This window comes from Rhodococcus sp. 5A-K4 (genome assembly GCF_046097995.1).
Taxonomy (GTDB): Bacteria; Actinomycetota; Actinomycetes; order Mycobacteriales; family Mycobacteriaceae; genus Rhodococcus_F; species Rhodococcus_F erythropolis.
Genome location: NZ_JBJURM010000001.1, coordinates 89,921 through 112,726 on the forward strand (window position 1 = coordinate 89,921; position 22,806 = coordinate 112,726).

Annotated in this window: 22 protein-coding genes; 9 read left to right on the forward strand and 13 right to left on the reverse strand. The window is 62.9% G+C overall.

All coding sequences use genetic code 11. The features are described 5' to 3' along the window. Positions 1–21 precede the first annotated feature (21 nt). The 5 genes from ACKAMS_RS00380 to ACKAMS_RS00400 all read right to left on the reverse strand — a co-directional run bounded on the left by ACKAMS_RS00380 (position 22) and on the right by ACKAMS_RS00400 (position 6,790). Positions 22–861: a shikimate dehydrogenase gene (locus ACKAMS_RS00380; protein WP_397510277.1), complete on the reverse strand. Its 840-nt coding sequence runs from the start codon at positions 859–861 to the stop codon at positions 22–24. After that, the gene (gene mltG, locus ACKAMS_RS00385) at positions 851–2,161 is read right to left on the reverse strand and encodes an endolytic transglycosylase MltG (protein ID WP_019748362.1); all 1,311 of its coding nucleotides are present in this window, start codon (positions 2,159–2,161) and stop codon (positions 851–853) included. The genes ACKAMS_RS00380 and mltG overlap by 11 nt, the downstream gene beginning before the upstream one ends. Further along, positions 2,158–2,691 (reverse strand): Holliday junction resolvase RuvX, encoded by a 534-nt coding sequence (gene ruvX, locus ACKAMS_RS00390; protein WP_003944838.1) that lies wholly within the window; start codon positions 2,689–2,691, stop codon positions 2,158–2,160. The genes mltG and ruvX overlap by 4 nt, the downstream gene beginning before the upstream one ends. A gap of 2 nt (positions 2,692–2,693) precedes the next feature. Continuing rightward, complete coding sequence (alaS, locus tag ACKAMS_RS00395) at positions 2,694–5,366, reverse strand: alanine--tRNA ligase (RefSeq protein WP_019748361.1); 2,673 nt, start codon at positions 5,364–5,366, stop codon at positions 2,694–2,696. 77 nt (positions 5,367–5,443) lie between these two features. After that, a complete protein-coding gene (locus ACKAMS_RS00400) occupies positions 5,444–6,790 on the reverse strand; it encodes a replication-associated recombination protein A (protein WP_370627684.1) in 1,347 nt (448 codons plus the stop codon). 207 nt (positions 6,791–6,997) lie between these two features. Here ACKAMS_RS00400 and ACKAMS_RS00405 point away from each other — a divergent pair, with 207 nt between their 5' ends. After that, on the forward strand, positions 6,998–7,378 hold the full coding sequence (locus ACKAMS_RS00405; RefSeq protein ID WP_019748359.1) for a nuclear transport factor 2 family protein: 381 nt from the start codon (positions 6,998–7,000) through the stop codon (positions 7,376–7,378). 71 nt (positions 7,379–7,449) lie between these two features. Here the strand turns inward: ACKAMS_RS00405 and ACKAMS_RS00410 are convergent, their stop codons facing one another. The 3 genes from ACKAMS_RS00410 to aspS all read right to left on the reverse strand — a co-directional run bounded on the left by ACKAMS_RS00410 (position 7,450) and on the right by aspS (position 11,615). Continuing rightward, complete coding sequence (locus tag ACKAMS_RS00410) at positions 7,450–8,631, reverse strand: kinase (RefSeq protein WP_024487255.1); 1,182 nt, start codon at positions 8,629–8,631, stop codon at positions 7,450–7,452. A 191-nt stretch (positions 8,632–8,822) separates the two neighbouring features. After that, positions 8,823–9,788 carry a DUF389 domain-containing protein gene (locus ACKAMS_RS00415; RefSeq protein WP_019748357.1) on the reverse strand — a complete coding sequence of 322 codons (966 nt, stop codon included), beginning with the start codon at positions 9,786–9,788 and terminating at the stop codon, positions 8,823–8,825. 18 nt (positions 9,789–9,806) lie between these two features. Further along, entirely contained in the window at positions 9,807–11,615 is a 1,809-nt protein-coding gene (aspS, locus tag ACKAMS_RS00420) for an aspartate--tRNA ligase (protein ID WP_019748356.1), read from the reverse strand. A 163-nt stretch (positions 11,616–11,778) separates the two neighbouring features. On the opposite strand from aspS, the gene ACKAMS_RS00425 reads away from it, so the two are divergent. The 3 genes from ACKAMS_RS00425 to ACKAMS_RS00435 all read left to right on the forward strand — a co-directional run bounded on the left by ACKAMS_RS00425 (position 11,779) and on the right by ACKAMS_RS00435 (position 14,124). After that, positions 11,779–12,702, forward strand: a complete 924-nt coding sequence (locus tag ACKAMS_RS00425; protein WP_003945028.1) for a neutral zinc metallopeptidase — start codon at positions 11,779–11,781, stop codon at positions 12,700–12,702. Between the two features lie 76 nt (positions 12,703–12,778). Then, positions 12,779–13,405 (forward strand): helix-turn-helix domain-containing protein, encoded by a 627-nt coding sequence (locus tag ACKAMS_RS00430; RefSeq protein WP_283308936.1) that lies wholly within the window; start codon positions 12,779–12,781, stop codon positions 13,403–13,405. Positions 13,406–13,407: 2 nt separating this feature from the next. Further along, the gene (locus ACKAMS_RS00435; protein WP_408988476.1) at positions 13,408–14,124 is read left to right on the forward strand and encodes an SRPBCC domain-containing protein; all 717 of its coding nucleotides are present in this window, start codon (positions 13,408–13,410) and stop codon (positions 14,122–14,124) included. 4 nt (positions 14,125–14,128) lie between these two features. On the opposite strand, the gene ACKAMS_RS00440 is transcribed toward ACKAMS_RS00435, so the two are convergent. From ACKAMS_RS00440 to ACKAMS_RS00455, 4 genes are all read right to left on the reverse strand, one after another. Next, positions 14,129–15,529, reverse strand: coding sequence for a DUF2252 domain-containing protein (locus tag ACKAMS_RS00440; protein ID WP_019748352.1), 1,401 nt, complete (start codon positions 15,527–15,529; stop codon positions 14,129–14,131). Between the two features lie 31 nt (positions 15,530–15,560). Next, positions 15,561–15,980 carry a DUF1622 domain-containing protein gene (locus ACKAMS_RS00445; RefSeq protein WP_397510274.1) on the reverse strand — a complete coding sequence of 140 codons (420 nt, stop codon included), beginning with the start codon at positions 15,978–15,980 and terminating at the stop codon, positions 15,561–15,563. Between the two features lie 51 nt (positions 15,981–16,031). Then, positions 16,032–17,063: an ABC transporter substrate-binding protein gene (locus ACKAMS_RS00450; protein WP_257237385.1), complete on the reverse strand. Its 1,032-nt coding sequence runs from the start codon at positions 17,061–17,063 to the stop codon at positions 16,032–16,034. A gap of 101 nt (positions 17,064–17,164) precedes the next feature. Further along, the gene (locus ACKAMS_RS00455; RefSeq protein WP_167343323.1) at positions 17,165–17,533 is read right to left on the reverse strand and encodes a zinc ribbon domain-containing protein YjdM; all 369 of its coding nucleotides are present in this window, start codon (positions 17,531–17,533) and stop codon (positions 17,165–17,167) included. A gap of 104 nt (positions 17,534–17,637) precedes the next feature. On the opposite strand from ACKAMS_RS00455, the gene ACKAMS_RS00460 reads away from it, so the two are divergent. The 4 genes from ACKAMS_RS00460 to ACKAMS_RS00475 all read left to right on the forward strand — a co-directional run bounded on the left by ACKAMS_RS00460 (position 17,638) and on the right by ACKAMS_RS00475 (position 21,435). Beyond that, positions 17,638–18,270, forward strand: a complete 633-nt coding sequence (locus ACKAMS_RS00460) for a TetR/AcrR family transcriptional regulator (RefSeq protein ID WP_408988477.1) — start codon at positions 17,638–17,640, stop codon at positions 18,268–18,270. A 43-nt stretch (positions 18,271–18,313) separates the two neighbouring features. Next, positions 18,314–19,885, forward strand: a complete 1,572-nt coding sequence (locus tag ACKAMS_RS00465) for an MDR family MFS transporter (RefSeq protein ID WP_019748347.1) — start codon at positions 18,314–18,316, stop codon at positions 19,883–19,885. Between the two features lie 79 nt (positions 19,886–19,964). After that, the gene (locus ACKAMS_RS00470; RefSeq protein WP_408988478.1) at positions 19,965–20,498 is read left to right on the forward strand and encodes a CHAP domain-containing protein; all 534 of its coding nucleotides are present in this window, start codon (positions 19,965–19,967) and stop codon (positions 20,496–20,498) included. A 208-nt stretch (positions 20,499–20,706) separates the two neighbouring features. Further along, positions 20,707–21,435, forward strand: coding sequence for an HD domain-containing protein (locus ACKAMS_RS00475; RefSeq protein ID WP_020907678.1), 729 nt, complete (start codon positions 20,707–20,709; stop codon positions 21,433–21,435). Here ACKAMS_RS00475 and ACKAMS_RS00480 read toward each other — a convergent pair whose 3' ends face one another. Further along, entirely contained in the window at positions 21,436–21,807 is a 372-nt protein-coding gene (locus tag ACKAMS_RS00480; protein ID WP_020969562.1) for a cupin domain-containing protein, read from the reverse strand. An 89-nt stretch (positions 21,808–21,896) separates the two neighbouring features. On the opposite strand from ACKAMS_RS00480, the gene ACKAMS_RS00485 reads away from it, so the two are divergent. Continuing rightward, positions 21,897–22,715: an AraC family transcriptional regulator gene (locus ACKAMS_RS00485; RefSeq protein ID WP_097387384.1), complete on the forward strand. Its 819-nt coding sequence runs from the start codon at positions 21,897–21,899 to the stop codon at positions 22,713–22,715. The last annotated feature ends 91 nt before the right edge of the window (positions 22,716–22,806 follow it).

Below are 22,806 nucleotides of genomic sequence, written 5' to 3' on the forward strand. Positions count from 1 at the left end.
ACCGCGACACTGTGAACAGAGCTAAGCGATAGCGGCTGCCATCGCCTCTCGCGGAGCGGGCTTGCCCGTGAACTGCTCTACCTGCCCGAAGGCCTGATTGAGCAACATCTCGAGGCCACCGATCACCGTGCCACCAGCCGCCTCGACAGCCGAAGCGAGTGGCGTCGGCCAGGGGTTGTAAATCGCGTCGAGGACAAATCGCGCCTTCCCCAGTTGCTGGGCGAAAGGCGCGGCCGCTTCTGCGGGAACGGTACTGACCAAGACCGAGGATTCGGCACAGATCCCGCCCAGCCGTGCGTCGTCGAAGGAGACCAGATCAATGTCCAACCCGACCGCGCCGCCGCATTCGACGGCCCCGGACGCACGTCCCGGATCACGCGCGACCACGGTGACTGCCCGAACTCCCATGTCGGCCAACGCGACCAGTGCCGGCCGCGCGGTGCCTCCCGCGCCGACAACTACCGCCGAAGTCCCGCTGAGATCGCCGACGCCGCCGGCGATCAACGCACCGCTGACTCCGTCGACGTCCGTGCAGTCGGCACGCCAACCGCCCTCGATGCGAACCAAGGTGTTGGCCGAGCCGATGGTCACCGCTCGCGGTGTGCGTTCGGTGGCATAGTCGAGTGCTGCGATCTTGCCCGGCATCGTCACGGAGAGGCCGACCCATTCGGGGCCGAGTGAGTCAACGAGGGCAGGCAACTGCTCGCCGGTGCATTCGATCCGCTCGTAGGTCCAATCGCTCAGACCCAAAGCCTCGTACGCAGCAAGGTGCAGCAACGGCGACTTCGAGTGAGCGATCGGGCTTCCGAGAACTGCCGCCTTACGCGGCGTCGCGAGCGAAGTCGCGGTACTACCGTCCACTGTCGAGAATCCCACTTTGCTGTGCCAGTTCGATGTTGGCCAGATGCTCCTCGTAACTCTTGGTGAAGAGCGTCTGGCCTTCCTTGTTGATCGTGACGAAGTACAACCAGTCACCGGCCGCCGGAGATTCCACGGCCTTCAGCGCGTCGATGCTCGGTGAAGCAATAGGCGTCGCAGGCAGACCGGGCATTGCGTACGTGTTCCAGGGCGTGACGCGCTCACGGTCCGCATCGGTCGTGGCGACCTCGGTGGTGTCGAGTGAGTAGTTGACCGTGGAGTCGAACTGCAAAGGCTGATCGACTGCGAGTCGGTTGACGATCACCCGCGCGACCTTGGCCATGTCGCCAGGCAATGCCTCACGCTCGACCAGCGACGCTGCCACCAACAACTGGTACGGCGACATTCCGACTCCGCTGCCTGCTGTCAGGATCCCGGTGGCCTCGTACTTGGCGGCGCTGCCCTCGACCAACGAACGCAGGATCTCGGTCGGCGTCGCAGTGGGGTCGAAATCCCAACTGCTGGCGGCGATCAGGCCTTCGAGCTGACGGTCCTTGTCCGGCACGCTCTTGACCGACGACATCGCCCAGTCCGGCACGCCGAGCGAAGCCAGATCGGAAGACGCTCCCGCAGTGTTCAATTCGTCCGTCGAGACACACTTCTGAGCAGAAACCGGGCCGACACAACTCGCCTCGGAAATGAGGTTGTAGATGCCCTTCTTGAGCGAGCCCGTCTGCGCGTCCGAACTGTCGTGCAGCTGACGCCCTTCGGCGATGACAACACTGCCGACACGGGAGTCCGGGGCAACCAAACTGTCGAGTGCGCTCGCGGCACTACTCTGCACCGGCACCTGGTAGAAGCCGGGTTGTACCTTCTGGATCTCCGACGGATTGGCGATCGCAGCGTTGTAGAAAGCAGCCGAACTCGCGACGACGTTCTTCGCCTCCAGCGTCGCACCGATCTCCGATGCGGTTTCTCCACTGTTGATCTGGATGACCACGGGTGCGCCGCCCGGGCCGGCGAAGTCCTCCGCGGCCTTGTTGCGATCCATGTACCAGAGGGCACCGTAGGCACCGACACCGAGAACCGCGATCACCAACACCAGGAGAGCGAGAACACCAACCTTCTTACCTCGCTTGGCGCGCTTGTTGCGCGCTTCGCGTTGCTTGCGTGCCTCCGCTCGCGACATGTGTGGCGGATCGATGTTCTGCGGCAACGCACGCATGACCATGGTCTCGTCGTTGTCGAAGTCGAACGAACTGGTGGGCCGGCTTCCGCCGCCCTCATCCCACCGCGCGTTCACAGATCGCCCTCCAGTGCAGCGTCCTTCGACGACTCCCCTGGTTTCACAGCTCTACTCCGCTCGTCCAGCCAGCCTTGCAGGATTTCCACCGCCGCAGCCTGATCGATCATCGGCCGCTGGCCGCGAGCCTTGACTCCACTTTCGCGGAGGTTGCGCGCAGCCGTGACGGTCGTCAGTCGTTCGTCGGACAGTCTCACCGGGATCGGTTCGACGGCCCGCTGCAGTCGTTTGGCGAATGCAGTCGCGATACCGGCGGCTTTACCTTGCTCACCGCGCAGCGTCTGTGGCAGTCCGACGATAACCTCAACGGCCTCGTATTCGGACACGATGGCGATAATGCGCCGGATATCCGGCGCGTCGGGCCCACGCTCCTTCGAGCGTGGAACCGTTTCCACCGGTGTCGCGAGGATGCCGTCTGGGTCGCTGGACGCGACGCCGATGCGAACACTGCCGACGTCGATGGCGATGCGCCGCCCGCGACCAGGGTCGTCGATGCCGGGGCGATCGGGACCCTGCTGCGTAGCCACCACCGTCAGCTGCCGCCCGCCAGCTCTCCGACTCTGTCCCGGATCGCATCGAGCGCCGCCGGGATTCCGGCAGAGTCCGAACCCGAGCCCTGGGCCATGTCGGGCTTTCCGCCGCCGCGGCCACCGATCTTGGGACCGAAGGACGCGACAAGCTCGCCGGCCTTCACACCGAGACCCTGGGCCGCCTTGCTGGATGCGACCACGAACGGGACCTTGCCGTCGACGTCACCGAGGAGAGCTACGACGGCGGGTTCGGAGCCGAGTCGGCCCTTGATGTCCGTGACGAGGCTGCGCAGATCGTTGCCGCCGACTCCCGCGGGAGCAGGCTCGGCAATGACCAGGACGCTACCGATGCGCTTGGCCTTGGCGACGTACTCGCCTGCCGACGCCAGCACAGCCTTGGCCTTGGTCTGCTCGAGTTCCTTCTCGGCCACCTTGAGTCGCTCGACGAGCGCCTCGACGCGGGCGGGTACCTCTTCCGAAGGAACCTTCAGTGAGGAGGAGAGTCCGGCGAGGAGAGCGCGTTCCTTGGCGAGGTAGCGGTAGGAGTCCAAACCGACGTACGCCTCGACGCGTCGGATTCCGGAGCCGACCGACTGCTCACCGAGCAGCGTGACCTGACCGATCTGGGCGGAGCTTCCGACGTGAGTACCGCCGCACAGTTCCATCGAGAACGGACCGCCGATTTCGACGACACGAACCTCGTCCCCGTAGTTCTCACCGAAGAGTGCCATCGCACCCATCGCCTTGGCCTTGTCGAGATCCGTGACAAATGTGTTGACCGCGTAGTTGGACGCCACGGCTTCGTTGGTGAGTGCCTCGATGTCCTGCTTCTGGGAGTCGGACAGCGCGCCCTGCCAGGAGAAATCGAAGCGGAGGTAACCCGGCTTGTTGAGCGAACCCGCCTGAACGGCGTTGGGGCCGAGCACCTGACGCAGCGCCGCGTGCACCATGTGGGTACCGGAGTGCCCCTGGGTTGCACCCTTGCGCCACTCGGCGTCGACGTGCGCGAGCACGACGTCGCCCTCGGTGATCTCGCCCTTCTGCACCGTCACCTTGTGCGTCCAGACCTTCTTGGCGATCTTCTGCACGTCGTTGACCTTGGCTTCGAGGCCCGGCGCGGTGAGCGAACCGATGTCGGCGATCTGTCCACCGGACTCTGCGTAGAGCGGGCTGCGGTCGAGGATGACCTCGACGTCCTGACCGGCCTTCGCGACCGGCACGCGGACACCGTCGACGATCAGTGCGAGGACGTGAGCCTCGGAGACGAGCTCGTCGAAACCGGTGAACTCGGTGGCACCTCGATCGAGCAGTTCCTTGTAGACCGTGAGGTCCGCATGCGCGTGCTTGCGCGCTTGAGCGTCGTCCTTGGCGCGCTTGCGCTGCTCGGCCATGAGCGTGCGGAAGCCGTCTTCGTCGACGGTGAGACCGGCCTCGGATGCCATTTCGAGCGTGAGGTCGATCGGGAAGCCGTAGGTGTCGTGCAGTGCAAACGCCTGATCGCCGGCGATGACCGACTTTCCGGACGACTTGACCGTCTCGGCAGCATTCTCGAACAGGGCCGAACCCGACGCCAGCGTCTTGAGGAACGCGGTCTCCTCACCGACGGCAACGTTCTCGATGCGCGTGAAGTCGGTTTCCAGAACCGGGTACGACGGCGCCATCGTGTCGCGGACGACGATCATGAACTCGCGCATGGTGGGCTGCTCGCTGCCGAGCAGTTTGGCCGAGCGCACGATGCGACGCAGCAACCGGCGCAGGACGTATCCGCGGCCGTAGTTGCCGGGGTTCACACCGTCGGCGATCAACATCGCGGCGGTGCGTGCGTGGTCGGCGATGACGCGGAAACGGACGTCAGAAGTGTGATCGGTCCCGTACACGCTGCCGGTCAGTTCGGCGGCCTTGTCGATGACGGGGCGGAGAAGGTCTGTCTCGTAGACGTTTTCGACGCCCTGCAGGAGGAACGCAACGCGCTCGACGCCCATGCCGGTGTCGATGTTCTTCTTCGGCAGCGGTCCGAGGATCGGGTAGTCGCCCTTGTTGGTGCCCTCGCCGCGCTCGTTCTGCATGAACACGAGGTTCCAGATCTCGATGTAGCGATCCTCGTCGGCTTCCGGGCCACCCTCGACGCCGTACTCGGCGCCGCGGTCGTAGAAGATCTCCGAGCAGGGGCCGCACGGTCCGGGAATGCCCATGGACCAGTAGTTGTCCTTCATGCCGCGGCGCTGGATGCGCTCTTCGGGCACACCGACCTCGTCGCGCCAGATCGAGAACGCTTCGTCGTCGTCGAGATAGACGGTTGCCCACAAGCGCGTGGGATCGATGCCGTATCCGCCGTCCTCGACCGAACCTGTCAGCAACTGCCAGGCGTGGGAGATGGCTTCCTTCTTGAAGTAGTCACCGAAGGAGAAGTTGCCCGCCATCTGGAAGAAGGTGTTGTGGCGGGTGGTGATGCCGACCTCTTCGATGTCCAGGGTGCGGACACACTTCTGCACAGACGTCGCGCGCGAATAGGACGGCGTCTGCTGCCCGAGGAAGAACGGCACGAACGGAACCATGCCCGCGTTGACGAACAGAAGGTTCGGGTCGTCGAGAATCAGCGAGGCGCTGGGCACCTCGGTGTGGCCGGCCTTGACGAAGTGGTCGAGGAATCGCCTGCGGATCTCGTGGGTTTGCACTAACCGGTCCTTACCTTCAAGAGCGTCGAGCTATGGGTGTCCAGACTAACGCGTCGACCGGTGGAACCTGGCAGGCGTCAGCCACGAACGATTCGGCGGAGTTTGCTCACCCGATCGGCGATCTCTCGCTCGTTGCCGTGTGCGGTGGGCTGGTAATAGTCGACACCCACCAGATCGTCCGGTGGATACTGTTGCCGCAGAACACCATCACGTGTGTCGTGCGGGTACTTGTATCCGACTGCGTTGCCCAATTGCTCGGCACCCTTGTAGTGCCCGTCACGCAGATGCGGCGGTACCAGTCCGGATTTTCCGGCGGCCACGTCGGCCATGGCTGCACCGAGAGCGGCGATCACCGCACCCGATTTGGGAGCCGTCGCCAGATGAATGGTGGCCTGTGCCAGCGCCAGACGAGCCTCCGGCATACCGATCAGCTGCACTGCCTGGGCAGCGGCGGTGGCAGTCTGCAGCGCCATCGGGTCCGCCATGCCGATGTCCTCGCTGGCATGAACCACCAGACGCCTCGCGATGAAACGAGGGTCTTCGCCCGCGGTCAGCATCCGAGCGAGGTAGTGCAGGGCGGCATCGACGTCGGAGCCGCGAATGCTCTTGATGAAGGCGCTGATGACGTCGTAGTGCTGATCTCCGGCACGGTCGTACCGAACCGCGGCCTTGTCGACACTGGCCTCGACGGTCGCGAGGTCGAGCACCACCGGGCCCGAAGAGTCACCGGCCGTGTCCAGTGCAGCTCCGGCAGCGGCCTCGAGTGCCGTCAGGGCTCGGCGTGCGTCACCGGCTGCCAGACGAACGAGGTGTTCCATCGCGTCGTCGTCGATCGCGATCGCTCCCCCGAACCCGCGCTCGTCGGTGACCGCACGCTCGAGCAGTTCCTGGACATCCGCAGCGGTGAGCGATTGCAGTTGCAGGACCAACGAGCGCGACAACAGCGCGGAGACGACCGAGAAGGACGGGTTCTCGGTGGTCGCGCCGACCAGGAGCACGATCCGGTTCTCGACCGCGGCGAGCAAGGCGTCCTGCTGGGTTTTGGAGAAACGATGGACCTCGTCGATGAACAAGACGGTCTGTTCGCCGTTCAGCAGACGACGGCGGGCAAGTTCGATGACACCGCGGACTTCCTTGACGCCGGCGGACAGGGCAGACAATGCCTCGAACCGACGGCCGGTAGCGCCCGAGATCAACGACGCGAGCGTGGTCTTGCCGGTGCCGGGAGGTCCGTACAGAAGTACCGATGCAGCGCCGGACCCCTCGACCATTCTGCGCAGCGGAGCACCAGGGCCGAGCAGGTGCTGTTGACCGACAACTTCACCGAGAGTGAGGGGGCGCATGCGGACAGCCAGAGGAGCACCGGGTGGCACCGAGGACAATGCGCGCTCGGCGACAGACACGACATCGGGTTCGTCGACGATCGCGGATTCCTCCGGAGTTGCCTCGAACAGGCCGTCTTCCGCCACCACGCCGTCTTCCGCCACCACGCCGTCTTTCGCCCCCACACTGTCTTCCGCTTGCCAATCGCTCACGAATCGACGCTACTAGAGACCACCGACGCTTGACACAACCCGCAGTTCCGCCAGCCCTCACGTCCTCGGCAAAGGCGCTGTAATAGCGTTGTCGCCATGAGCACCTCCGAGATCGCCACCGTCCTCGCGTGGCACGATGCACTCAACTCCCAAGACATCGACACGCTTCTGCAGTTGTCGAGTGACGACATCGAGGTAGGCGGCCCCAAGGGCGCGAGCCAGGGACTCGCTGCCCTGCGCGAGTGGGCCACCAACGCCGGCATCACGCTCGTCCCCGGGAAGATGTACGTCCACCATGGCGTGGTCGTCGTCGAACAGACCGCAACGTGGGCGGCCGAACCGGACAAGTCCGCGACCCTGGCCTCGGCTTTCCGAGTCGTGGCCGACCAGGTGACGTCGACGTTCCGCCATCCTGATCTGGCGACGGCGCTCGCGGCGACGGACCTGTCCGAGAACGATCTGGTCTCCGACAACTGAGCGGACTCGACCGAAAAAGGGCGCTCGTGCTGCATGCACGGGCGCCCTTCTGCGTGTGATCAGTCAGAAACTCAACTGAACTCGGTGCGCAGCGCCGCCACGACGTCGCGGGCGTGTGCCTCGACGGCGTCGTTGCCGGCGAGCTTCGCCGAACGCGCGAGTCTTGCCCAGCGTCCCACCAGTGCGTCGGCCCGTGGAATCGAGAGATAGTGCTCGCGGACAGCGGCGATACGTGAATGATCCTCGGGCAGGTACAGATAGGTGCTGAGCCAGACCCAGATGAGTTGGGCCTCGACGATCCTGCGCCCCAATTCGGCCTCGTCGGCCAGGGCCGGCCACATCCCGACGACCTCGGCCCGCCAGGCATCGACCATCGCCGACGCCCGCTCTTCGGTCAGGTCGATGTTGCACAGGCAACCGGGGAACGACACCAACGCGTAGGTGATGTCGAGGAGGGCGTCCCGGTAGCCACCCCACTCGTAGTCGAGGAACTGCACGCCGTCGTCGTTGACGATGATGTTGTCTGGGCACAGGTCCGACGGACTGAAGGCGCGGAATCGACCGCCACTGAACAGTGTCTGCGCGTGCTGAACCTGCTCGAGAATGTCCGAACTCACATCGATGCCGAGACTTTCCACCAACATCGCGGGAACACCGGCCACTGCGCGTCCCACCTGATCCGCCACTTCATCGGAGCAATGGGCGACCTCGGCTCGACGCAGCAGTGCGGTGAAGTCGTCCTCACGGCCGACGGTCGCGGCGTGCATGCGCCCCATGGCCTGCGCCATGGCCATCAGCGTGTGAGTGACGGTGTCCGGGTCGGAGTCTTCGAGTCGGACGCTGATTGCGGTGGCGTCGCCGAGATCACTCAGGATCAAGAGGCGAGCATCGAGGTCGGACGCCAACAGTTCGGCGCCGGGGCGTGCGTCCTTGGCAAGCGCGTTGGCGAACTGATACGACACCGCTTCACGAAGGAAAGCGGTCTCGACGTCGAAGTCACCTTCGGACGCGGCGGGGAGCGCAATCGCGGTTTTGGTGGCTCCCTGGAAGTTGTCGCGGACCTGCTTGATCACCAGCGTTCGAGGCAGCGAGAACGGGTTCTCGGCGACACGTACGCGTAGCACGACGGTGCGGCCACTCCCCCCGAGATCGACTGGATCCACCAGGGTTACGGGTGCCCCTGTGCGGCGTGTCAGCAACTGCTCAGCAGCTGCGACGACTTCGGAAACGGGGTCTGCCAGTAATGCGGTCATCACCGACCAACTTACCCGTTAGTGACTCCGATCATGCCCAGCTCATCCACTCACAGCGGCGAATTCAAGCTCTCACAGCGACAGAAATTGCCGCCTACCTGCGGTGATGACAAAAGTCCTAAATCGCCACACCGGCACACAGTTCTCGCGAGAATTCTGCTGTCGGTGAGCAGAACTCCGAACCGGCGATGTCATGGAGTTTTGTCCTCGTCGACAAATCGAGAAATGCCTTTCAACGCTGCTTCGAATTCCTCGTCGGCCCGGGTTCTGACCCAGAGGACGAGCACGCAGGCAGTGACGATCCCGACCAGGTTGACAGCCAGTTGCAGCGACGACAACCCGGCGATCCGCCATTCTCCGTTTGCTGCCGCAACCACCGCGAAACCGGCGGCAGGAACCGTGGTGACGGAGATGAACACTCCGACCAAGGCAGCGGACTTCGACGAGACGAGTGCCAGCATTCCAGCCGCACCGGCAAGAAGCGCGACGACAAACGAGATGGGCCCGACCTTGTAGACGAAATCGACCTCGTGGAGCGATTCGAGACTCACGACGTCCATCCACCCGAAGAACTTCACCACGAATGTTGCGGCGAGAGTCACGCCCATCGCGATGGGGAATCCGACGGCGAGCGCGAGAATCGAACGTCGACGCAACCGTCGATCCCGCCGTACGAGTGCCACAGCCAGCGCGGCCAGCGGCCCGAACTCCGGGCCGACGACCATGGCGCCCACGATCGTGATCTGAGAGTCGGTGACAACGCCGATTGCCGCGAGCAGACATGCGATCGTCAGGAACGCGACGAACAATCCGTTGAGAGTTGATTCTTCCCGAGTGCGGGACAGCAATTCCTCCCACACGACGGAATCCGCGGGATCACCCGGCACGTCGCGCTCAGCTTTGCGCGCCGCCGCCGACAACACCGTCTCGACTGGTACGAGCGTCATTCCGCCGTCCTCGGCGACGCCGAGAGCGGTCAGAGCATCGACGACGTCGTTGGCCGCCTCACGGGCGACGTCGGCCTCCACCATGTCGCCGGCGGGATGAACCGCGACATCACGTAATACGACGATGTGTGTCGCGCCCCGCTGCGACGCGAGCGCACCGAGAACTTGCTCGGTGCGCTCGGTCGGGCAGATCACCCGCAAATGCAGCATGGCGATCCGGTGTCGGCTCTACTTGGCTTCGACGGTGTCGCCTTCGGACTTCTTGTCCTCTGACTTCTTCTCGGGCTTCGCATCAATACCCGATTCCTTGCGCTGCTGCGCAGAAATCGGTGCCGGAGCATCCGTCAGCGGGTCGACGCCGCCACCGGACTTCGGGAACGCGATGACCTCACGGATGGAATCCATGCCGGCGAGGAGAGCTGTGATGCGGTCCCAGCCGAAAGCAATTCCGCCGTGCGGAGGCGCGCCGAAGGCGAAGGCGTCGAGAAGGAAGCCGAACTGCTCCTGCGCCTCTTCCTCGGAGATACCCATCACCTTGAACACTCGTTCCTGAATGTCCTTGCGGTGGATACGAATACTGCCGCCGCCGATCTCGTTGCCGTTGCAGACGATGTCGTAGGCGTAGGCGAGAGCGGAATCCGGATCGGTGTCGAACGTGTCGAAGAACTCCGGCTTCGGCGACGTGAACGCATGGTGCACGGCGGTCCAGGCGGAGTGGCCGAGAGCAACGTCACCGGATGCAGTGGCGTCGGCGGTCGGCTCGAACATCGGAGCGTCGACGATCCACACGAAGGCCCACGCGTCGGGATCGATGAGATCCTTCTTGCGGGCGATCTCACCACGGGCAGCGCCGAGGAGAGCGCGCGTCGACTTGGTCGCGCCCGCTCCGAAGAAGATGCAGTCACCCGGCTGGGCTCCGACGTGAGCGGCCAGGCCCTCGCGCTCGGCGTCGGTCAGGTTCTTGGCAACGGGACCACCGAGAGTGCCGTCTTCACCGACCAACACGTACGCCAGGCCCTTGGAGCCGCGCTGCTTCGCCCACTCCTGCCAGGCATCGAGCTGCTTGCGCGGCTGGCTTGCACCACCGGGCATCACGACGGCGCCAACGTATTCGGCTTGGAAGACGCGGAAGGTCGTGTCCTTGAAGAACTCCGCGCACTCGACGAGTTCGATACCGAAACGCAGGTCCGGCTTGTCGCTGCCGTAACGACGCATTGCCTCGTTGTAGGTCATGCGGTCGATCGGCGTCTTGATCTCGTGGCCGACGAGCTTCCAGAGCGCCGTCAGGATTTCCTCGGCAAGCAGGATGATGTCGTCCTGGTTGACGAAAGCCATCTCGATGTCGAGCTGAGTGAACTCGGGCTGACGATCGGCGCGGAAATCCTCGTCGCGGTAGCAACGCGCGATCTGGTAGTAGCGCTCGATGCCGCCGACCATGAGTAGCTGCTTGAACAGCTGCGGGCTCTGCGGCAGTGCGTAGAAGCTACCGGGCTGCAGGCGTGACGGTACGAGGAAGTCACGGGCACCCTCTGGCGTCGAACGCGTGAGCGTCGGAGTCTCGACCTCGACGAACTCGTGGTGCGCGAGAACGCCGCGCGCTGCGGCACTTACCTTGGAACGCAAGCGAATTGCGGATCCGGGCCCTTCACGACGCAAGTCGAGGTATCGGTACTTGAGGCGTGCTTCTTCGCCGACCTGATCGTCGAGCTGGAACGGCAGCGGTGCGCTTTCGTTGAGAACCTCGAGTTCGGTGGCGTTGACCTCGATTGCTCCGGTGGGGATCTCGAAGTTCTGGTTGCCCTCGGGGCGAACCTCGACCGTTCCGGTTACGCGAACGCAATATTCCGCGCGCAGACGGTGCGCCTGCTCGGCCACGTCACCTGCCCGGAAAACTACCTGCGCAACTCCGGATGCATCACGGAGATCGATGAAGATCACTCCGCCGTGATCACGACGCCTGGCTACCCAACCGGTGAGCGTTACGGTCTGCTCTGCCTGCTCGGGTCGCAATGAACCGGCGAGATGTGTGCGCAGCACGGGATTCCTTTCGAACTACTTCCAATAACCGATGACCGACTACTTTGCCTGCGATCCTACGGAGCGAACTGCGCAGAGCGGAAACGCGGACCCGCATCGCATGCGAAGCTATCTCCAGAAGTGACGGCAAGCACTTGTTCACGACAGCAGAAAGCGGACATAGATGACCTTCAACGAGGGGGCCCGCGGCGAAGCGGGACGCGTTCAGGTTCAAGGCGGCGGGGGCGGCGGTGGCCGCGGCGGCAAGATCGCGATCGGCGGTGGCGCGGGCGGCATCATCGTTCTGATCCTGGCGCTGTTGTTCGGCGGTGACCCCGGCTCACTACTGGGCACGTCCACCGAAACTTCGAGTTCGTCGACCGGACTGTCGTCGGTCGACGAGTGCACCGGCGCTCAGGCAAACGCCGATGTGAACTGCCGCGTCACACTGACCGTCGGAAGCCTCGACGACGTTTGGGAACAGCAGTTGGTCAAGCAGACCGGCACGGCATACGTGCGACCCGAAGTCATTCTGTTCAGCGGTTCGGTCAACACCGGTTGCGGCCAGGCGTCGAGTGATGTCGGTCCGTTCTACTGCCCGGCGGACCAAACGGCGTACTTTGATACGAGCTTCTTCCAATTGCTCGTCGACCGTTTCGGTTCCAGTGCCGGACCGCTCGCACAGGAGTACGTGGTCGCTCACGAGTTCGGGCATCACATCCAGAATCAGCTCGGCGACATCGGCCGCGCGCAGGCCGACCCGCAGGGTGAGCAGTCGGGTGCGGTTCGCACCGAACTCCAGGCCGATTGCTACGCAGGCGTCTGGGCGCATTTTGCCGACACGATTCCCGATCAGGCGACCGGTCAACCATTCCTGAAGCCCTTGTCAAAAGACGACATTCGCGACGCGTTGTCCGCCGCCTCGTCGGTGGGCGACGACCGTATCCAGAAATCCACGACCGGTCGGGTCAACCCTGAAGGCTGGACACACGGTTCCTCCGCACAGCGTCAGGCGTGGTTCATGACCGGATACCAGACCGGCCAGATCTCGTCGTGTGACACGTACTCGGCGCGGGATCTGAACAATCCGCCCGATCTGAAGCGGTAGAGAACCTCCGAAATACCATCCCGCCGACAATTTTTTCTGTCTTGACAGATTTGGTTGTCGGTGGGATGGTTTTCTCATGTTGGAAGTAGCAGTCATCGATCGTCCCGCAGCTGCCGAGGCCTCGCTCGATCCGATCCGCCAACGGATTCTGGCTGAACTGGCAGTCCCGGCATCAGCATCCTCGCTGGCACCCCGAGTGGGCTTGACGCGCCAGAAGATCAATTACCACTTGCGCACTCTCGAGGAACACGGACTCGTCGAACTCGTCGAGGAGCGCAAGCGGGGAAACATGACGGAGCGGATCATGCAGGCCAGCGCCGCGTCGTACGTCATCTCCCCCGCTGCAATGTCGGCACTCGCGCCGGACCCGAGCCGGTTCCCGGATCAGCTCTCGGCGCGCTGGCTCGTCACTCTCGCGGCGCGGATCGTCCGAGAGGTCGGCGAACTGATCGCCGGCGCAACTGCGGCCGGAAAACCGTTGGCGTCCTTTGCCATCGACAGCGACATCATCTTTGCCACGGCGGCCGACCGCGCCGCCTTCGCCGGCGAACTCGGGGAGTCGATCAACTCACTTGTGGCCAAATACCACGACGGCAATTCCGAAGCCGGGCGCAAACACCGCTTGGTTGTCGCCCTGCATCCCAGTCTCACCACACCCCACGTCACCACACCCCACGTCACCACGCCCGAAACGGAGCAGTAGCGATGTCCGAGAAATTCGAAATCCGCCGCGAGGTGGTCGTCCCCGGAACTCCCGAGCAGATCTGGGCCGCGCTCTCGGCAGAGACGGCCGGCTGGATGTTCCCGTCTCCGCTCGAAATCCCTGCGGACGGCAGTAGTCCGGACAGCCCGATCATCGCGACGTGGGAGCCGCCCCGCGAGCTAGCCATCCACATGCAAGGCCCCGACGGCCGGTTCAACAACCTCGAGTACGTCGTCGAGGCCCGCGACGAGAGCACCGCCGTTGTCCGCTACGTCCACGCCGGAGTGTTTGCCGAGGACTGGGACAACCAGTACGACGGCGCGAGTAAGCACACGGACTTCTACCTGCACAGTCTCGGCCAATACGTGCGGTACTTCGCCGGCAAACCCGTCACCTATGTCTCGGCCGAAGGCCCGGAATCCTCGTCCTCGCCGCAAGCGATGGGAACGCTTCGCAGCGCCCTCGGAATCACCTCGGGCACCGCTGTCGGTGACGCCACGTCGGTGGAAGTCCCCGGAATCGGAACCGTCGACGCGATTGTCGACTACATCAACGACTGGTTCATCGGCTTGCGTACCGAGGACGCATTGCTGCGGTTCTACGGACGAAACGCCTTCGGCGGCACCGTCGACGCGGCCCATCACTTCTTCGCAGAGGGCGCTGACGGTGGATCAGCAACGACAGCGTGGCAGGCCTGGCTCGACGGCGTGTTCGCCTGAGTCGTCACACTCCCCGCTCTGCTGACACGCGACCGTCGTCGATCGCGGTCAGCAAAGCGGCATGATCGCGTGCGTTGCGTTTGGCGTAGGCAGCCGCGAACTCCCCGATCGCGAAATCGAATTCGGTTCCGTCACCGAGATATTCGGCGATCGCAATCCGATCGGACGAGCGAGCATGCGCATAGGCCAGGACCCTCGCGCATAGTCGCCCGTAGAGTTCCATCCCTTCAGGTTTCATGGTTTCGATGACCGCTGATCCCTTGCCGTCCCGAAGTTGGCGGATGTAGAAGTCGTGCTCATCCTCGTCGAGTCCCGGTCCGCGCTCCCACCCCAGGAAGATGTCACTGGTGGCCTGCATCAGGCGCTGCCCGTTCACTACTCGTTCGCCCTCGTTGGAGAAGGTGGGGCCATCGACGTACGCCGAGAGAACGGACGGCTGCGCCTCCTTGACCTGCAGGATCAACGGATCGTCGTCGTCGACGCCTTTCATCAGGATCATCCACGCGCGCGTTCCGACGCTCCCGACACCGACAACTTTCCGCGCGATGTGCGTCATCTCGAAGCTTTCGAGCAACACCCGACGGTCCCACTGCAACGTGCTTCGATAGGAACGAACGCGCTGACGTAGCAACTCCTCGATCTGAGTGAGGTCGGTGCCCGCGAACAATTCCTCTGCCGGCACGATCAGCGGCGGGTCACTGATGAACCGCCTTCTCCCGTCGACGATTTCGGTGAATTTTCCGGCAGCCTGAGCGCTGTCTCGGCGACGAGCCTTGTCCAACGTCGCCTGGGTCCGCTCGAGCATTCGCTTCTTCAAATCGACGCGAAGTTCTTCCAGTCCGTCTTCGGGTGCGATGTGCGCGTACCAGACTGCAAGGTTCCCCAATCCTGCCTGAGCGATCAGGGTTTCGCGATACTCGGCCGCACACCCGCGAACGATCTTCTTACGCTCTTTGCCGGAGTATCCGTTGTCCTTCGCTGCGATCGCCAAACTGGCGGCCAGTCGTTTCACGTCCCATTCGAACGGCCCCGGGTACGTTTCGTCGAAGTCGTTGATGTCGAACGCGAGCTTTCGCTCGGGCGTCGCATAGATACCGAAGTTGCTCAGGTGTGCGTCGCCGCAGAGTTGGCTGTTCAGGCCGGAATCAGGGCTTCGGGACAAGTCGTCCGTCATCACCAGGGCAGCACCACGGAAGAACGAGAACCGGGACGCCGACATGCGCCCGTATCGGATGGGCACCAGGTCCTGTACCCGCGACTTCGCCTGCAATTCCAGCAGTGATATCGGATCGCGGTCACTCTCAGTCAGATCCGCGAGCGCGGCCAATGGCGTATCTCTACGCGCCTGGCGACCGCGCGCCCGCCTCTCGTCGACAGTGGGATGCTCGGTACGCACTGCTGTCATCTGCCCGACCTTTCACTCGCAACGGCTATCGCTACGAACTCGACGCGTCGGGCGTCGTTCGGCCTCCTGATCCGCGCGCTGCGCGTACCAGGAGTTCCGGACTTGACACCAACGCCTTGCGCCACGGAAGTACCCCGTCGATCTCGATCTGAATCGACAGGCTCAACACGGTCCGAATCAGAACGATCATGCCCAGAACTGCGGCGTCGGTCAGCGACGGTGAAGACGTCACAGTCTTCACCAGATCAGCGGCGACAAGGATCTCGAGCCCGAGAAGGATGACCGCACCCATCGTCTCGCGCAGAGTGCGAAACGATGAACTACCGTCGCGCGTTCGACTCCAGGCGCGCCCCGCGATCACGAATGCGAACACGAACCCGAGGACCATGGCGACAACACCGAGTACTTCGAACCATTCGGTGACAAGCTCGAAGAACCTGATTTTGTCCATGATCATGATTCTCGAGGTAATGCACCGATAAGTCGAGGTGACACGACGGAGTCAGCTGAAGATCCGCTCGATGTCGTCGAGTCGCAGCTCGGTCGCGCGAGGAGAATAGCCCGAGCCCCACAGGCTGTCGTCGACGTAATGGACGTTCCCCGAGCGGACAGCGGGAAGACGCTCCCAGAGCGGGTTCATTGCCAACTGCGCGCGGACGTCCTGCTGGTCCTGGAATGCACCCACGATGATCACGTCGCTGGTCACCTGATCGAGTTGCTCCGCTGTGAGTGTGCGGGTGAACTCCTCCGATGTAGCTCGATCGCCCGGGAAACCGAGAGCATCGAGAAGAGCGTCGACCTGGTTGTAGACGACACCGTTCTCGCCGGTACGCAGCAGCGTCACCGACGGTAGCGAGCCGAGGGCCGAGAGCCGATCCTTGATTGCGAGGAGGCGCTCTTCCGTTCTCGCGTTCAATTCCGCAGCAGCTTCTTCCCGTCGGACCGCGACGCCCATCGAGGTGACCAACTTCTTCATCTCGTCCCACGTGAGGTACCCGTTGAAGCCGGCGAACACTGGAACACCGGTCGCAGAGAGTTCGTCGTAGGACTTTGCCGCATAAGCATTTCCGGCGGTCAGGAGCATGACGATCAGATCTGGCGACGCGCCGATGATCGCTTCCTTGTTCCACGTTCCCGCCGTGCCGAGGTTCGGGATGTTCGCCGCCTCCGGCATCGTGCGCAACACCGCGTCGCCGCCCACCCCTTCGAGACCGAAGAAGCCGCCGACGATCTTCTCCGGCGGCACACCGAGGTCGAGGACCGTCGCCATGGCGCTGACGTGGGCGATGACCATTCGCTGCGGATCCGACGGAATCTCGACACTGCCCGTCTCATCCTGCACTGTGACGAGACCACTTGGCGCCGAGCCGTTTTCGTCGCTGCTGCACGCTGCCAGCAAGGTCGCGGCCGCGACACCGAGCCCGGCGCCGAGGAATCCCCTGCGTGTCAGCGCATCGACGATGCGTTCCCACTGCTCGTCTGTATCGAGTGTGGTGTTATCGAGTGCGGGCGTCAGGCAGATCGAGTTCGGCACAGTTCGGTCCATTCGTTCGAGCGGTCGAAGATCTCCTCGATTGTGGCTATCGAACCGTCGAAACTGAACAGGATTTCGAGCCGACATCTATCGCTGTCCGGTCACACCTTCTTGACGACACTCGACTTCAATTGCATCGGTCCGATGCCGTCGACCTTGCAGTCGATGTCGTGGTCGCCAACGCCCTGGACAAGGCGGATGTTGCGCACTTTCGTACCTGACTTGATGCCGGTCGGACTGCCCTTCACCTTGAGTGTCTTGACGACCGTCACCGTGTCTCCGTCCGCAAGGATGTTTCCTACGGCATCTTTCACCACACCCAGTTTCACCACACCCGAGTCCTCGCCGGCACTATCGGTCGGCGCCCACTCGTGCGCGCAGGACGGGCAGACCATCAACGCGCCCATCTCGTAGGTGTATTCGCCGGCGCATTCGGGGCAAGGGGGCAAGGTTTCTTCCACGCGGTTCATCCTATCCACCAGGCACCCGATCCCCATTTTTGCATTTCATGAGGCATTCTTGGGCGAAATATTGCATTCGATGAAACTTTGCACTCTGTGCAATTATGGATGAAATGGGAACCGAAACTCTCGGATTGCGCGAACGAAAACGAATTGCGACGAGGCAGCTGATCGAGCACTCTGCCGTCGAACTCGTCCTCGACCTGGGCTATGACGAAGTGACCGTCGAGAAGATCTGCGAGGCCTGCAATCTGTCGACCCGCACGTTCTTCAACTACTTCCCCACCAAGGACGCGGCGATCGGTGGGCTCATGCTCGTCGTGCCAAGTGAGGCAACCATGCTCACGCTCATCGGCGAGCACCCGGACGATCCGCTGCGCGGCGCCCTCGCGGTCTTCGAGGCGGCGATGCAGATCGTCGACGAGCGACCCGATCTGCTCGCGCATCGACGCGAATTGTTCGAACGTCATCCCACGCTGTTGCAACAACATCTGGCCACCTTCCACGATCTTGAAGACACGCTCACCCGGATCCTCACGCGGGAGTTGTCGCACAGAACCGAGTATCGCCGCCTGCACTCGGATACAGCCGCTGCCGACGAAGCCACGGCAACGGTCATCACCGCAGGCGCCGCGATGCGTTACGTCTTCCGAAAATGGCAGAACAGTGAACGGGCAAGCCCCAGAACCGACTTGCTTGATCCGGCACTACTCCTGATGGCTCGAATACTCAGGTCCGAGAGCTGATCCACACTCTCTCGCACCAGCTGTCACTCAACTAAGGAACTACATGTCCACTCGAGAAGCTGCGACCGTCGAGCCCGACGGCACGCATACCGATACCGAGGCCGCGCCGGACAAACGGTCGATCATCCTCGTTTTTGTCGGGCTTATGATCACGATGCTTCTGGCATCGCTCGACCAGATGATCTTCAGCACCGCGCTCCCGACCATCGTGGGCGAATTGAACGGCGTCAACCACATGGTCTGGGTGACGACGGCATACATCCTCGCCTCGACCGTCATGATGCCGGTGTACGGAAAACTCGGTGACCTGATCGGGCGCAAGGGCCTCTTCATCGGCGCCATCAGCATTTTCATCGTCGGTTCGGTGATCGGCGGTCTGTCCCACGACATGACCACACTCATCGCTGGTCGAGCCGTGCAAGGACTCGGCGGCGGCGGATTGATCCTGCTGTCCCAGGCGATCATCGCCGACGTCGTCCCGGCCAGGCAACGCGGCCGGTACATGGGTGCGATGGGCGGCGTGTTCGCACTGGCTTCGGTTGCCGGCCCCCTTCTCGGTGGATGGTTCACCGAGGGCATCGGCTGGCGCTGGGCATTCTGGATCAACATCCCCCTCGGGCTCCTCGCAATCGCGAGCGCAATGGCATTCCTTCACCTGCGGAAGCCGAACCTCGGCAAACCTCGCATCGACTATCTGGGAATGATCCTCGTCGCAACGGCCGCAACCTGTCTGATCCTGTTCACCACCTGGGGCGGCAACACCTACGCCTGGGGGTCAGGCGTCATCATCGGGTTGATCATCGGCTGCATCGTGACCGCAGTGGCGTTTGTCTTCGTCGAGAAGCGTGCTGACGAACCGGTAATTCCGATGCACCTGTTCGCTCAACGAAACTTCGTGTTGACCACGGTCGCGGGTCTGATCATCGGCATCGCGATGTTCGGTGCGCTCGCATACCTGCCGACCTACATCCAGATGGTGACCGGTAAGAACGCCACCGAAGCAGGACTGATGATGATTCCGATGATGGCAGGCCTGCTGGTCGCCTCCATCGGATCCGGTCAGCTGGTCAGCAAGACCGGCCGCTACAAGATCTTCCCCATCGTCGGAACATCCATCGTCGCAGTCGCTCTTGTCCTGCTCTCACGTCTGACGCCGTCGACCTCACTGCTGGTCTTCGGTTGCTACATCGCACTCATGGGTATCGGCCTCGGCCTCGTCATGCAGATCTTGATCTTGATCGTGCAAAACACCTTCCCCGCGGCCGAAGTGGGAACGGCCACCGCGTCGAACAACTTCTTCCGTCAGATCGGTGCGTCGTTGGGCAGCGCGATCGTGGGCAGCCTGTTCGCCTCGCGTCTGACCAATCTCCTGGCCGAGCGACTCCCCGCGAATGGCGGCGCGGTCGGTGGTGACGAGAACTCCTTGACCCCGGGAATCCTCTGGAAGTTGCCCAGCCAGGTTCGCGAGATCATCGTCGGTGCGTACAACGACGCGCTGGCGCCGATCTTCCTGTACCTCGTCCCCTTGGTCATCGCGGCAGTTGTCCTGTTGCTCTTCGTCAAGGAGAAGCCACTCGCGACGACGATCGATCGCTCGGCACCCCCGCTCGAGTAATTGACTATCGTGGCGTGATGTCGCACGCACCGAATACGCCCAGACGCACTCTCGCTGTTCTGGCGTATTCGGCGTTGTGGTGGTCGTAGCTGTCGCCGGCGCACTGTGGTGGTTCGCGCGCGGCGACGACGCTCTTGCCGGCGAGAATCTCGATTCGTTCCCGGCCGTCGACCACGGCATTCTCAGCGCTCAGCAGAGTGCGCTACTGGGCGTCCTCGAGCAGGAGTGGGAGTCAGGGAGTCCCGGCACCAAATACGCCGAGGGTGTCGAAGAATCGTGGTGTGCCGATTTCGTGAGCTGGTCGATGAACCAGATCGGCACGCCGTTCTCGAACCCCAACTCAGGGTCGTGGCGCATCCCCGGGGTGTACACGCTGCAGGAGTATTACGAGTCCGTCGACGCGTTTGTCCCCTACGGTCAGGACTACCAGCCCAAGGTCGGCGACACGATCCTGTACGGCGACTCGAGCCCCTTCGGCCAACACGTCAACGTCGTTCTGGTCAACGACGGCGGCACTCTGACGACCGTCGGCGGCAACGAGAACAACAAGGTCATGCTCCATCGCATCGTCCCGTCGGAAGTCCCGGGGATCGTCGGGTTCGGCGTCATCTGAGCCACCCCCGCCGTCTTTGCGTGATGAAACTTGATTGTTGCGAGCGGTGAGATTTCCGAATTGGTTCAACCGTTGATTGGTGCAAACTGATCGACATTGTTCGGATAATTCAGTGTTTCCGTCGTCGACAGATATCTATATCGAACGAAGGATCTGACCTGACAACTAGATTCATATCCAGCTGCCCCCTACCTCAGACAGGAATTCGATGCGCCCTGGTGAGCTGACCACCCTCGAGCAGATACAGCTCATGGCCCGCGCGGCTGCTGCGCAGGCCATGAGCACGCCGTCGATGCTCCGGCTGCGGCTCGGCCGCTACCCCACTCGCACACCCGAGCTGCGCAAACGCCCACTCCCGGACACCAAGCTGTGCAGCGAAGCGCTCGATCACGCCAGAGGAACCCTCTCCCCCGCGGTCTTGAACCACAGCCTGCGCTGCTGGATCTGGGCCGACGCCTTCGCGCAGATCGATGCGATCGAGTACGACCCCGAAGATCTCTTCACTGCGTGCGCCCTTCACGATGTCGGACTGGGCGCAGAAGGATCGGCCGAGCACGGGTGTTTCACCTACATCAGTGCCGCAGACGCAGAAGAACTCGCGACCCGAGTGGGAACTTCGGAGAGGTCGGTACGGCGAATCGGCGAAGCGATCCGTCTACACATGGATCTGACCGTCGACCGCGGCGCGGGCGCTGACGCCTATCTATTGCATGCCGCAGCGCATTTCGACGTTGCCGGTCGGCGTGCGCCCGAAATTCCGCGAGCAACTGTTGATGCAACAATCGCGGAGTACCCGCGAACAGGGTTCACCGACGAGTTCGCGCAATCGATGCGGCGCGAGGTCGAGCTCCGTCCGCACTCTCGCGCGGCGACGCTCTGGAGATCGGGAATGGCCCTGCCGTTGCGTACCAATCCCCTGGATTGGAAGAGCCGGTAACTACGAAAAGTCCTCGAGCACTGCAGTTCGCGGTCCTCCGACGTTCCCGGTATTCACCACGCCGACGGGTTCGATCAACATCACCTCCGCTTCTTCCTCGGCGATCGGGCAATGTTCGACTCCGCGAGGTACCACGAACAGTTCACCGGGCCCCAGTGGAACATCTCCGTTTCGGAGTTGGATTCGAATCTGCCCCTTCGTCACCAGGAACATTTCGTCGGTGTCGGTGTGGGAGTGCCAGACGAATTCACCTTTGATCTTGACGATCTTGATCTCGTAATCATTGAGGACCGCAATCTTCTTGGGCGACCAGTGCTCGGTGAACTGACCGAACTTCTCGCGGAGCGATACCGCTGTTGCCGAACTGTTCATGTTGTTCCTCCCTCGGGCGCGCCACCACCGCGATGACGACCCCGCCACTCTTCGTCACCCGCGGCAGCTGCGTCTTGTACGTTTCTGACATGGATCCCCGCGGCGCACAGATCACCGCGTGGGCACCGGGCCTCGCGGGAATCACCGAGGTCTTCCATGCCGATTTCGTCGGACACGCCTATCCCAAACACACGCACGATCAGTGGTCTCTGATGCTCGTCGACCGCGGCACGATTGCATACGACCTCGATCATCGCGCTCATGGCGCAGCACCCGAGATCGTGACTCTGTTGCCGCCAGGCATCGCACACGACGGAGTTCCGGTCACCGAGGCCGGATTTCGTCAACGAATCCTTTACCTCGACACGTCAGTTCTCGGCGAGGTCCTCATAGGCCCGGCGGTGGACAGCCCCGAGATTCGAGACCCTCTACTGCGCCACCGCATCGATCAACTGCACTCTGCACTCGGCCCGGACGGCGAATCACTCGAAGCCGAAAGTCGCCTGAGGTTCCTCGCTGAAAGATTGAACAAGATCCTCACACCGGCCACAGGTCGATCCCTTCACACGCCGACCGTTGACGAACGCGTTGCCGATCAACTTCGGGACCTGCTCGATGCGCGACTCACAACGGGAATCACGATGCGGGAAGCGTCGAACATCCTGCAACGGAACCCCACGTATCTGATCAAGAACTTCGCGAAGCATTTCGGGCTTCCGCCTCACAAGTACGTGACGGGACGTCGGATCGATCTGGCGCGACGCGCAATCCTCGCCGGTCGCGAATTGGCGGACGTGGCCGTCGACGTCGGATTCCACGATCAATCCCACCTGTCGCGGCACTTCGTCAAGCATGTCGGGGCGCCGCCCGGTAAATACGCACTAAACGTGGTCGGCAGAGCGCGCTAGTCGAAGCACCTGGCACCGGTTTCGTCGAGCAGACACTGGTTCCGATCAGCTGGAGTCTGTGTCCACTGAATGAAAACGGTGTCAGGTCCCA

Coding starts and splice junctions, on each gene's coding strand:
- ACKAMS_RS00405 (WP_019748359.1), top strand. CDS start 6,998: ATGAGCACCTCCGAGATCGCCACCGTCCTCGCGTGGCACGATGCACTC.
- ACKAMS_RS00410 (WP_024487255.1), bottom strand. CDS start 8,631: ATGACCGCATTACTGGCAGACCCCGTTTCCGAAGTCGTCGCAGCTGCT.
- ACKAMS_RS00415 (WP_019748357.1), bottom strand. CDS start 9,788: ATGCTGCATTTGCGGGTGATCTGCCCGACCGAGCGCACCGAGCAAGTT.
- ACKAMS_RS00425 (WP_003945028.1), top strand. CDS start 11,779: ATGACCTTCAACGAGGGGGCCCGCGGCGAAGCGGGACGCGTTCAGGTT.
- ACKAMS_RS00430 (WP_283308936.1), top strand. CDS start 12,779: ATGTTGGAAGTAGCAGTCATCGATCGTCCCGCAGCTGCCGAGGCCTCG.
- ACKAMS_RS00435 (WP_408988476.1), top strand. CDS start 13,408: ATGTCCGAGAAATTCGAAATCCGCCGCGAGGTGGTCGTCCCCGGAACT.
- ACKAMS_RS00440 (WP_019748352.1), bottom strand. CDS start 15,529: ATGACAGCAGTGCGTACCGAGCATCCCACTGTCGACGAGAGGCGGGCG.
- ACKAMS_RS00445 (WP_397510274.1), bottom strand. CDS start 15,980: ATGGACAAAATCAGGTTCTTCGAGCTTGTCACCGAATGGTTCGAAGTA.
- ACKAMS_RS00455 (WP_167343323.1), bottom strand. CDS start 17,533: ATGAACCGCGTGGAAGAAACCTTGCCCCCTTGCCCCGAATGCGCCGGC.
- ACKAMS_RS00460 (WP_408988477.1), top strand. CDS start 17,638: ATGGGAACCGAAACTCTCGGATTGCGCGAACGAAAACGAATTGCGACG.
- ACKAMS_RS00465 (WP_019748347.1), top strand. CDS start 18,314: ATGTCCACTCGAGAAGCTGCGACCGTCGAGCCCGACGGCACGCATACC.
- ACKAMS_RS00475 (WP_020907678.1), top strand. CDS start 20,707: ATGCGCCCTGGTGAGCTGACCACCCTCGAGCAGATACAGCTCATGGCC.
- ACKAMS_RS00480 (WP_020969562.1), bottom strand. CDS start 21,807: ATGAACAGTTCGGCAACAGCGGTATCGCTCCGCGAGAAGTTCGGTCAG.
- ACKAMS_RS00485 (WP_097387384.1), top strand. CDS start 21,897: ATGGATCCCCGCGGCGCACAGATCACCGCGTGGGCACCGGGCCTCGCG.